Source organism: Agriterribacter sp. (genome assembly GCF_035445465.1).
Lineage (GTDB): Bacteria > Bacteroidota > Bacteroidia > Chitinophagales > Chitinophagaceae > Agriterribacter.
On sequence record NZ_DAOMQT010000048.1, the window covers coordinates 20,696 to 31,569 of the forward strand.

A 10,874-nucleotide genomic window follows, 5' to 3' on the forward strand; every position below is an offset into this window, starting at 1 on the left:
CTCACACCTTATACCCTACACCTCATCCCTCATCAAAAGCTGATGCCCAGGCTAACATACGAAGTTACTTTCCTTAACTGGTCGCTGTACATGGCGCTCACCTCAAGAGGACCTAACGCGAAATTATAACCGAAAGTAAGCGCATATCCCGAAAAAAAGTCGGGGTTGTTAAAAAACACGCTCCTGCTCACCAAATTGGTAAACAGCACATTGGCGCGCCCGGTAAGATAGGTATTGGATAAAAACTCGTATCGTAATCCCCCCATAAAAGCCGCAGCGGAGGAGGCATAGGTTGTGGCTTCAGGCAATCCCGCAAAAACAATCTGGTTATGGTATAGCGGTATCATGCCCCCAATAGAAAATTCGTTCATCACATTATTGCTGTAATTCAGGTTAATACCCGATTGTATGGAAGTTAATAATGTCATTTTACTGGACACCGGGCTGTAGCTTTCCATATACAACAAAGCCCTGTGGTAAGGGTGCGTAGCAATCGGATATTCATCGGCAGCAGTGGGCTGACCGTTTCTAAGAATAGAAATATTTTCATGCTGCTTTAATACCCGCCCAATTTCCAGGTCGAGTTTCATTCCACGCGTAGGAAAAACCGGTTTATTCAATACATTATATTTCAAAAAGGTAAATACAGTAGGAAAGCTATTGCTTCCGTCGAGCTCCAGCGTGCCGGAAATAACAGGTTTATAATCGAAAAACTCCATCCTAAAGCCCAGTCCGGTTGCCAGTTTCCTGTTGGAGGAAAAAGTTGTTGTAGCGTAGAGCTTTGAGTATTGCCGTTTATACAAGCCCGTTTCGCGGTAAGCATTTTCCATTTTATACATATCATAGGCGTTAACGTTAAACCTGTCATATTGGGCCCCCATGGAAAAAGAGAAATTCTTATGTCGTCCTATATACTGCAGGTGCTCGGCCCTGGCGCGAAAATTATCGCCGATATTTACTGTTACCAGGCTCCGGGAATTGGTGGTAATGAAGTTGCGACTGGTGAAATTAACGATAGCGCTGATACCGCTGAATTTATCATAGTGCAAACCCAGCTTGGCAAAGGTGAGGGGGTTCTCCACCACATCAAAAACGATTTTATAGCTGCCATCGGGTTGTTCGTGCAGGGAATACAATATACGGTTATAATACCTGGTGCCAAATGCATGGCGGATCATCTCCGAGATATCTTTCGCCGAATACCACCTGTCTGTAAACAGATCAAGTGTATTGATAAAAAACTCAATTGTGGTATTCTTCAATCCGCTTAATTCAAAGGAGGTTATTTTAACTTTCTGCATTTCGGGCAACCTGTTTCGCCTAAGCAGGGTGGTGCCATATATTGCATTTAAAGAATCGGCAAGCCACTTCAGCCGGGGGTACAGCTCCTTACCTTTTTTGATTCCTGCTTCCAGGATATCCTCCGACTGCCCGAAGCTGCCCATATTATACTTCTCCAGGGGATGGTTTACATAAATATCACAAAGCGGAACTTCATTGCGCTGGTCTTCCGCTTCCCTGAAAAAAGCTACCTGCAAAAGCACCTGTATCACATTGCGCACCTTATCGGATGCAAGCAGCCCGGTGGAAACATTACTTCCTATTACAATATCGGCGCCCATTTTTTTTACATCCTGAACAGGGAAGTTGCGCACGATGCCCCCGTCTACCAGGTGCTTGTCGCCTGCCTTTACGGCGGTAAAAAAAGAGGGTATAGCCATGCTGGAGCGCACCGATGAAACAATCTCACCATTTTCCATTACTACCGCTTCACCACTTCCCACATCGGTGGCAATGCATTTAAAAGGAATGCTAAACTGGGAAAAGTCTTTGATATGACTTACCGGGAAAAACAACTCCGAGAACTTCAGCCATAATTCCTGTCCTTCCAATATGCCGGTAGGCAGGGTAAACCGGTGATTTACCCAGGGCAGCTCTACCACGTATTTGGCATACTCTTCCTTTTCGTCCATGAATACACTGCGAAGGGAAGACTGGTTACTCAATAAAAGCTCCCAGTCAATGGTTCTTGCAATTTTTTCTATGGTATCGGCCGAATAACCAATGGCATATAAGCTGCCAATTACACTGCCCATGCTTGTACCGGTAATATAATCAATATTGAGCCCTGCAGAATCTATCGCTTTCAATATGCCGATATGAGCCAGCCCCTTGGCCCCGCCACCACTTAAGGTCAATCCTATTGTAGGCCGGCTTGGCGGTTGCTGGGCCTGCACCTGATCAAAAAACAAAAAAAGTATGATTGCTATACAGAGGAGTCTCATGGTTTTAAAAACTGCTTTTCACACAGACAAAAAATATTCCACTTTCGTTGCCGGGATAATATATTAAAAAGAAATCCCTTCATTGCCGTGGTATATGGTTAACAGCAGCATGTTCTTCTCAAATATACCAACATATAGTCTATTTAAGCATAATACCCCTGCATTTGATTTGTGGGGCTTTGTGTGCTTCTCCCGGCCGCACTAACCTCCTTTTACTACATTTGCATAAATTAAAAACCGCATTGAAGCATTTAAGAGCCGTTAATAAATATTTCAGGAAGTACAGGTGGCGTTTTTTACTGGGTATCCTTTTCGTAATTGTTTCCAACTATTTTGGTATCCTGGCGCCCCAGGTAACGGGTTATGTAATGGATAAGGTGCAAATTAAAATAAGCCAGCTCAATGAGGAACAACAGGTATATACAAAAGCTTTTTCAAAAGAGTACGATCCCCTTGTTAAGGCTTTCATCAACCAGGTAGAACAAAAAATACAGGCCCACGATTTTACCTGGCTGGTGATGGTATGCGGTATTACTTTGCTGGTGCTGGCCTTATTAAGAGGCATTTTTATGTTCTTTATGCGGCAAACTATTATTGTAATGAGCCGCCTCATAGAATACGATCAGAAGAACGAAGTATACCAGCATTACCAGGAACTGGATACTGCTTTTTACAAAACACGCAGCACCGGCGATTTAATGAGCCGCATGGCCGAAGATGTAAGCCGTGTAAGAATGTATACCGGCCCGGCCATGATGTATTTTATCAACCTTGTAGCGCTCATCGGCCTCAGCCTTTTTTATATGTTTCAAAAAAACTGGGAGCTCACGCTTTATGTGCTGGCGCCGCTGCCAATCCTGGCTATAACCATTTACATCGTTAACACCATCATTCATAAAAGAAGTGAAAACATACAGGCGCAGCTCAGCACCCTTACCACTAATGCCCAGGAATCTTATTCAGGCATAAGGGTTATCAAATCATTTGTGCAGGAAAGTACCATGGAACATTTTTTTGAGCGGAACAGTGAAGCCTACAAAAAAAGCGCCGTTAACTTAGCGAAGATCGAAGCCATTTATTTTCCTTCCATAAGCCTGCTGATCGGCTTAAGTACCCTGCTTACCATTATGATAGGCGGCTTATACCACATCCGAAACCCAGATGATATTACCATTGGAACCATCGCCGAATTTGTAGTGTATATTAATATGCTCACTTTCCCGGTAAGCTCTATTGGCTGGGTGGCCAGTATGATACAAAGAGCATCCGCCTCGCAAAAAAGACTCAATGAGTTTTTAGATACCGTTCCTGATATTCAGAACGTTGCGGCTCCTTTACCCGTTCACCTGCAGGGACACATCCGCTTTGAATGTGTAGACTTTACTTACCCGCACACCGGCATCCGGGCATTGAAAGATTTTTCATTAGATATACCCAAAGGCAGTAAGATAGCCGTTATTGGCAAAACAGGCAGCGGTAAATCAACCATAGCACAGTTGCTGCTGCGAATGTATGACCCTACTCACGGTAGAATCCTGATAGATGGAACCGATATCCGCCAAATGGATGTACGTGAAATGAGAGCACAGATCAGCTATGTGCCGCAGGACGTTTTTTTGTTCAGCGATAGTATAGCCGGCAATATAGGCTTCGGACTGGATAAGGCTACAGAAGAAATGATCCGCAAGGCGGCGCGGGGGGCAAGCGTGGAAAAAGAGATCGGCCGGTTCCCGCAGGGCTTTCAAACCATGGTGGGCGAACGGGGCGTTACCCTAAGCGGGGGGCAAAAGCAACGGATATCTATTGCCCGTGCCATGATAAAAGACCCTGAGATTGTGGTGTTCGACGATTGCCTGAGCGCCGTGGACGCCAGAACGGAAAAGGAAATTATTGGCAACCTGTATGCCTTTTTAAAAGACAAGACCGCCATCATCATTACACATCGTATTTTCAGCCTTTTTTCATTCAACAGTATAATAGTGATGGACAACGGCAGGATAATGGAAAAAGGAACACACGATGAATTACTGACGCTCAACGGACACTATACCGAAATGTACCGCCAGCAGCAGGAACAGGAGCAAAAGGAAGTATAAAGAACGGCGGTAAATTGCCAATATAAGAGTTGGGTTAAAATTTTGTCAATTCAAAAACAATTTTATCTTTGTCCCTCTTAAAACAAGGAAAAAGTTAAAACCTTTAAAAATTTATTACTGTGGCGTACGACAACAATGACAAAAGGATGGAGAGTGTGTACAGCAAGCGCATCCGCGCAGGAAAACGCAGAACATATTTCTTTGACGTTAGAAGCACCCGCAACCAGGACTACTATCTGACGATCACTGAAAGCCGCAAGCGTTTTAATGACAACGGATATGACAGGCACAAAATTTTCCTGTACAAGGAAGATTTCAACAAATTCATTAAAGCGCTTAATGAAGCCGTGGATCATGTTAAAACCGAGTTGATGCCGGATTTTGATTTTGATGCATTTAATCATGACACGCCTCTTGGTGAGAATGAAGAAGCGGAAATTGAAACCATTACCGATGAAGCAGTTGTGGTTACTGAAGCAGCTCCAATTATTGAAGAAGACGTACCCGTTCAGAATAACGGTGCAGATGAAGAAGTAGATAAATGGTAGTTTTGTTCACCGCTTTATTTAACGTACTAACATATTGAAAGACCCCGGAACTGTCCGGGGTCTTTTCTTGCTATACTACTAAGTTAAGCGTAAAATATCAGAGATATTGCCACGAATGCACGAATGTGTATTTGTGCATTCGTGGCAGGGAATACGTCATTTTATGATAAATATGACACTACCTTAGGTTACCCTTTCCTCATTTCCTTATACCTGTTAATTAAACCGTTGGTTGAAGCATCGTGCGCACTTACCTTTTCGCTATGCTGCAATTCCGGTAAAATGGTGCTGGCCAATTGCTTGCCCAATTCCACACCCCACTGGTCGAAGCTGAAAATATTCCATATTACGCCCTGAACAAAAATTTTGTGTTCATACAGCGCAATGAGCTGGCCTAAGCTGTAGGGAGTAATTTTTTTGATTAAAAAAGAATTAGTGGGCCGGTTGCCTTCAAAAACCTTAAACGGCACAAGCTTTTCTTTTTCCGCTTCGGATAGCTTGCCCAGCTCACTGTCTACCGTTTCTTTGGTTTTACCGTTCATCAAAGCTTCCGTTTGTGCAAAAAAGTTGGATAATAATTTGGGGTGATGATCACCCACAGGATTATGGCTGATGGCCGGTGCAATAAAATCGCAGGGAATAAGCGCCGTGCCCTGGTGAATGAGCTGGTAAAATGCATGCTGGCCGTTGGTACCCGGCTCGCCCCAAATTACCGGCCCCGTTGAATAAGCGGTTTTGTTGCCGTTGCGGTCAACATATTTACCATTGCTTTCCATGTTACCCTGCTGAAAATACGCGGCAAAGCGGTGCATGTACTGGTCATAAGGAAGTATGGCTTCGGTTTGGGCGCCAAAGAAATTGGTATACCATAAACCAATAAGCGCCATTACTACCGGGATATTTTTTTCGAACGCTGTATCCTGAAAATGAATATCAGTGGTGTAAGCGCCTTTCAGGAGCTGCTCAAAATGATCATAACCAATAGTGAGTACAATAGACAGTCCTATAGCGCTCCACAGGCTGTACCTGCCACCTACCCAATCCCAGAATTCAAACATATTGGCTTTATCAATGCCAAAAGCCTCCACCGCTTTTTCATTGGTAGAGAGCGCTGCAAAATGTTTGGCTACCTGCTTTTCATCTTTAGCGGTTTCCAAAAACCAGTTCCTTGCCGTATGCGCATTGGTCATGGTTTCCTGCGTGGTGAACGTTTTGGAAGCAATAAGAAAAAGCGTTTCTTCAGGGCTTACCTTCTTTAAGGTTTCCGTAATATGCGTACCATCCACATTCGATACAAAGTAAGTTTGTATACCTTCCACCCAGTAGGGCTTCAACGCCTCCGTTACCATCACCGGGCCAAGGTCGCTGCCGCCAATACCGATATTAATGATGTATTTTATTTTTTTACCCGTATACCCTTTCCATTCGCCGCTGTGTATCTGCTTAGCGAAGGTTTTCATTTGCAATAGCACACGTTGCACGTCGGGCATTACATCTTTGCCGTCTGCCAGTACCGGCTTGCCCGAAAAATTACGCAGGGCGGTATGTAAAACCGCCCGGTTTTCGGTTTGATTGATCTTTTCGCCGTTAAACATTGCCGCTATAGCGTCTTTCAGCCGGCACTCCGTTGCCAGGTCGAGCAGCAATACCAGTGTTCTTTCGTCAATAATGTTCTTGGAATAATCGAACAGAATATCTTCAAAAGCGATGGAATATTGTTCAAACCGGGTGGGGTTATCTTTAAAAAGATCCCTTATTTTCTTACTGCGCATCGTGGCATAATATTCGCCAAGGGCTTTCCACGCCGCAGTTTGGAGAGGATTTACATGGGGGAATGACATAAATTGCTGATTTGCCCAAAGATAGGAAGTCCTGCAATTACCGGCTAAATCCGAAGACGAAAAGATCGAAATCTGAAGGAAATACAACCATAAACTTTAAACTGCAAATTTCAAAATCTGAAGCCATAAAAGGCCCGTCTTTGCAAGGTGTCAAAAACTTGCCGGATATTTAGAAGAACTGTACACGCCAAAGCCTGCCTACCGGCAGGTAGACAATTTGCCTGGAGCGAAGCGGAGCAGTAAGCCCATTTGTGAAATATAATCCGTGTCCCAATTGGGGGATTGCCTGCCTACCGGCAGCTACGGTTTGGACACAAATAGTGATAATATTGCAGGATGGAATTAATATCAAATAGAGCTGATTATTCAGGTAAGTTAGGCGATAAACGTTTAGAACGCAGGGCGGAGCTATTATCAAATGCATTAACAAACAGCCGGACATCTGTTGTGCATAAGGCTACCCGTGACGAAGCGGAACAAAAGGGGTTTTACCGGTTTTTAAATAACGATGCTGTTTCCGAAGAACAATTAATAGAAGCCTTGCGATCGCGTTGCGCTACAAACGTGCAAGGGCGTGATGTATTAGTGATAGAAGATAGTAGCTCCCTTGGGTTCAGCCGTCAGCTATGAGGTGAGTAGCTACTAACGATAGAACAGATATTTCCTTCTTTGACTCCTCTCTTTTCACCTTCCGTCGTTACGAGATCCTAAATTGATCTGAATAATGCGTAATATTTTTTGAGGGTTGAAGCCTGCCTACCGGCAGTAGGTAATCCCTAAACAGCGGAGGCGGATTTTTTTATTTACGATTTATCGTTTATGGTTTCAGGTTGCATTTCGCTTCGGATTTCGGATTTTCGACTTCAGATTTGTGATTTATTTGTTTCTTGCGATTTGGTTCTTGATGCTTTGTCCTCGGATTTAGGATTTTATGCTTCAGATTTGAATTTTTATTTGTCTTTTGTGATTTAGCCTCCCGGTGCTTTGTATTTCCCGGAATTTGAACATTCAGCTTTGTATTCCCCGCAGTTCCTTATTTTTGCCCTCCTGTATGGCAAAAGCAAGTTCAGATACACCTTTAATGCAGCAACACCGGGCTATCAAGCAAAAATACCCCGATGCCATACTGTTGTTCCGCGTGGGCGATTTTTATGAAACCTTTGGCGAAGACGCAATTATCACCTCCCGTGTGCTGGGTATTACCCTAACCAAAAGAAACAACGGCGCTGCAACCTCATCCGAGCTGGCCGGGTTTCCCTACCATGCTTTAGATACCTACCTCCATAAATTAGTAAAAGCCGGTTACCGCGTTGCTATATGCGATCAGCTCGAAGACCCCAAACAGGCAAAGGGTATTGTAAAACGCGGTGTAACGGAAATGGTTACCCCGGGTGTAGCTACCAACGATAAGCTGCTGGAGCATAACAGTAATAATTTTTTAGCAGGTGTTTATTTCGATGAAAATATTGTAGGTACCGCTTTTCTTGATATTTCCACAGGTGAATTTTTTATGGCGGAAGGCAATACGGAATATGCAGACAAACTACTGCAAAGCCTCAAACCCGCGGAAGTGGTTTTTCAACGGAGCTTTCAGAAACAGTTCAAAGAAACGTTTGGATCAAAGTTCTATACCTATGCCCTCGAAAGCTGGTTATTTGACAAAGCTTATGCCGCCGAAAGCTTACTGAAACATTTTGGCACCCATTCCCTGAAAGGTTTTGGCATTGAAGACATGCCGGCAGGCATAGTGGCGGCCGGCGCGGTATTGCATTATCTTAAAGATACCGAACATCCCAACCTGCAGCACATTACCGCTATACAGCGCATTGATAAGGACGATCATTTATGGATGGATCGTTTTACTATCCGCAATCTTGAGCTGTTAGGCAATAGCTCAGACAGCGGCCAGACATTGCAAAAAGTAGTGGACAATACGGTTTCGCCTATGGGCGCCCGTTTGATGAAGCGATGGATCGTGCTGCCCCTGAAAGATATCAGCCGTATTAATGAAAGGCTGAACCTGGTGGAATATTTTATTAAAGAAACCGATTGCAGGAATAGTGTTGCCCAGCATATAAAGCAATGCGGCGATGTGGAACGGCTGGTGAGTAAAATTTCTTTACGGAAGATCAACCCCAGGGAAATTAAACAAATAGCCCGGGGGCTGCAGCATATTGAGCAAATCAAAAACACCTGTATCAACAGCAGTAACGATTACCTGAAACGGTTGGCCGATGCGCTCAATTCCTGTCATTATATTGCTGAAAAGATCAACCGGGAGATCATTGATAATCCCCCGGTACAGGCCGGCAAAGGAAACATTATTAACAAGGGCGTGCATGAGGAACTGGATGAGCTGCGTGGTATTGCCACCGGCGGGAAAGAATATTTACTGGAGTTACAACAAAAAGAAACCCAGTCTACCGGCATTTCTTCTCTTAAAGTAGGCTTTAATAATGTGTTTGGCTATTACCTGGAAGTAACCAATTCCCATAAAAACAAAGTACCGGAAAGCTGGATACGCAAGCAAACGCTTACCAACGCCGAGCGCTACATTACGCCGGAATTAAAACATTATGAAGAAAAGATTACAGGTGCGGAGGATAAGATATTCCGGATAGAGCTGGAACTGTACGATAAATTATTATTAGAACTCCAGGACTACATTGCGCCGATGCAGGTAAACGGCAGCATACTGGCCGTATTAGATTGCCTCATCTGCTTTGCCGGTAATGCACTGCAATACAAATATAAAAAACCTCAATTGCATGAAGGCCGCCAGCTTGAACTCAAAGAAAGCCGCCACCCGGTAATAGAACGCAACCTGCCTGCCGGTGAACAATATATTGCCAACGACATTGTGCTTGATCCCGAAGATCAGCAGATCATTATACTTACCGGACCTAATATGAGTGGCAAGAGCGCCCTGCTGCGGCAAACCGCGCTTATTACCTTAATGGCCCATACCGGGAGCTTTGTACCTGCCGCTACAGCCTATATACCAATAACAGATAAAATATTTACAAGGGTTGGTGCATCAGACAATTTAAGCGCAGGCGAATCTACCTTCATGGTGGAAATGAATGAAACGGCCAGTATTATCAATAATATTTCCGCCGCAAGCCTTATCTTGCTGGATGAGATCGGAAGAGGCACTTCTACCTACGATGGCATTTCCATTGCCTGGAGCATCGCGGAGTTTTTGCATCACTCTCCCTTTGCGCCCAAAACATTATTTGCCACGCATTATCATGAGCTGAATGAACTGGAAAACAAGTTACCCAGGGTAAAAAATTATCACATCACCAATAAAGAAGCGGGAAACAAAGTTATCTTCCTCCGCAAGCTGGCGCCAGGCGGCAGTACGCACAGCTTTGGTATTCATGTAGCTAAAATGGCCGGCATGCCTCCTTCCCTGATTGACCGGGCCAATACCATTTTAAAACAATTAGAAGAAAAACATGCGGATAATGATGTAGGCGCCCTCGCCAGCACGGTAAAGCAGCTCTCCGCGCCTCAATTGCAGCTTTCCATTTTTGATATACATACCGAAACATTCCAGCACATGCGCCAAATATTAGAGAACCTTGATATTAACCGGCTTACTCCTGTTGAGGCATTGCTGAAGCTCAACGAGATCAAAAACCTTTTACAGTAGGCGTCATTCATTCATCGAAAAAAATTGGAATGCACAGTTCTTACCGATACTTTCGCTACAAGTTTACGCCTACCCTTGCATGAGATTTGTATTATACAGATATAAGAAAACACCTAAAGGAACCGCATTACAGTATGTAAAGGAAATTAAGAACGGGAAGGTCATCTTTTCAACGCTTACTTACGATGCCCAAAGGTTTTCCCTTATAAAAGCGATCTCCCTTGCTGTAAGATACCGGCTGTTCTGGATACATAAAAAACACCTGCGTGTCAATCTGTAGAGGAGCTATCAGCAGTCAGGTATCAGGTGAGTTTACTGTGACAGAATGAATACTCCTTTCTGCCCATAGCTTATGGCTTTCTGTATTCCTCGAATTTCGAAGTTCCGGCTTCGAATCATTGCTGTCCGGTAAAAATAGAATAATTCTTTTTTCAAACGGCTGGTTG

At 44.0% G+C, this 10,874-nt stretch carries 7 protein-coding genes; 5 read left to right on the forward strand and 2 right to left on the reverse strand.

The genetic code is table 11. The annotated features are described in order from the left end of the window. Positions 1–32: 32 nt before the first annotated feature. Positions 33–2,285, reverse strand: a complete 2,253-nt coding sequence (locus PLE34_RS17450; RefSeq protein ID WP_324559054.1) for a patatin-like phospholipase family protein — start codon at positions 2,283–2,285, stop codon at positions 33–35. Between the two features lie 242 nt (positions 2,286–2,527). Between PLE34_RS17450 and PLE34_RS17455 the strand changes: the two genes are divergently transcribed. Continuing rightward, positions 2,528–4,381, forward strand: coding sequence for an ABC transporter ATP-binding protein (locus PLE34_RS17455; protein WP_324559056.1), 1,854 nt, complete (start codon positions 2,528–2,530; stop codon positions 4,379–4,381). Positions 4,382–4,500: 119 nt separating this feature from the next. After that, the gene (locus PLE34_RS17460) at positions 4,501–4,929 is read left to right on the forward strand and encodes a DUF3276 family protein (protein WP_324559058.1); all 429 of its coding nucleotides are present in this window, start codon (positions 4,501–4,503) and stop codon (positions 4,927–4,929) included. Between the two features lie 188 nt (positions 4,930–5,117). On the opposite strand, the gene pgi is transcribed toward PLE34_RS17460, so the two are convergent. Next, entirely contained in the window at positions 5,118–6,770 is a 1,653-nt protein-coding gene (pgi, locus tag PLE34_RS17465) for a glucose-6-phosphate isomerase (protein WP_324559059.1), read from the reverse strand. A 336-nt stretch (positions 6,771–7,106) separates the two neighbouring features. Between pgi and PLE34_RS17470 the strand changes: the two genes are divergently transcribed. The 3 genes from PLE34_RS17470 (at position 7,107) to PLE34_RS17480 (ending at position 10,708) form a co-directional block, all read left to right on the forward strand. Beyond that, positions 7,107–7,400: a transposase DNA-binding-containing protein gene (locus PLE34_RS17470; RefSeq protein ID WP_324559061.1), complete on the forward strand. Its 294-nt coding sequence runs from the start codon at positions 7,107–7,109 to the stop codon at positions 7,398–7,400. A gap of 421 nt (positions 7,401–7,821) precedes the next feature. Next, positions 7,822–10,428 (forward strand): DNA mismatch repair protein MutS, encoded by a 2,607-nt coding sequence (mutS, locus tag PLE34_RS17475; protein ID WP_324559063.1) that lies wholly within the window; start codon positions 7,822–7,824, stop codon positions 10,426–10,428. Positions 10,429–10,507: 79 nt separating this feature from the next. Further along, complete coding sequence (locus PLE34_RS17480; RefSeq protein ID WP_324559064.1) at positions 10,508–10,708, forward strand: hypothetical protein; 201 nt, start codon at positions 10,508–10,510, stop codon at positions 10,706–10,708. Positions 10,709–10,874: the final 166 nt, after the last annotated feature.

Bases quoted from the DNA above. Each gene is read 5' to 3' on its own strand.
- PLE34_RS17480 (WP_324559064.1), top strand. From the start codon at position 10,508: ATGAGATTTGTATTATACAGATATAAGAAAACACCTAAAGGAACCGCA.
- PLE34_RS17470 (WP_324559061.1), top strand. From the start codon at position 7,107: ATGGAATTAATATCAAATAGAGCTGATTATTCAGGTAAGTTAGGCGAT.
- PLE34_RS17450 (WP_324559054.1), bottom strand. From the start codon at position 2,285: ATGAGACTCCTCTGTATAGCAATCATACTTTTTTTGTTTTTTGATCAG.
- pgi (WP_324559059.1), bottom strand. From the start codon at position 6,770: ATGTCATTCCCCCATGTAAATCCTCTCCAAACTGCGGCGTGGAAAGCC.
- mutS (WP_324559063.1), top strand. From the start codon at position 7,822: ATGGCAAAAGCAAGTTCAGATACACCTTTAATGCAGCAACACCGGGCT.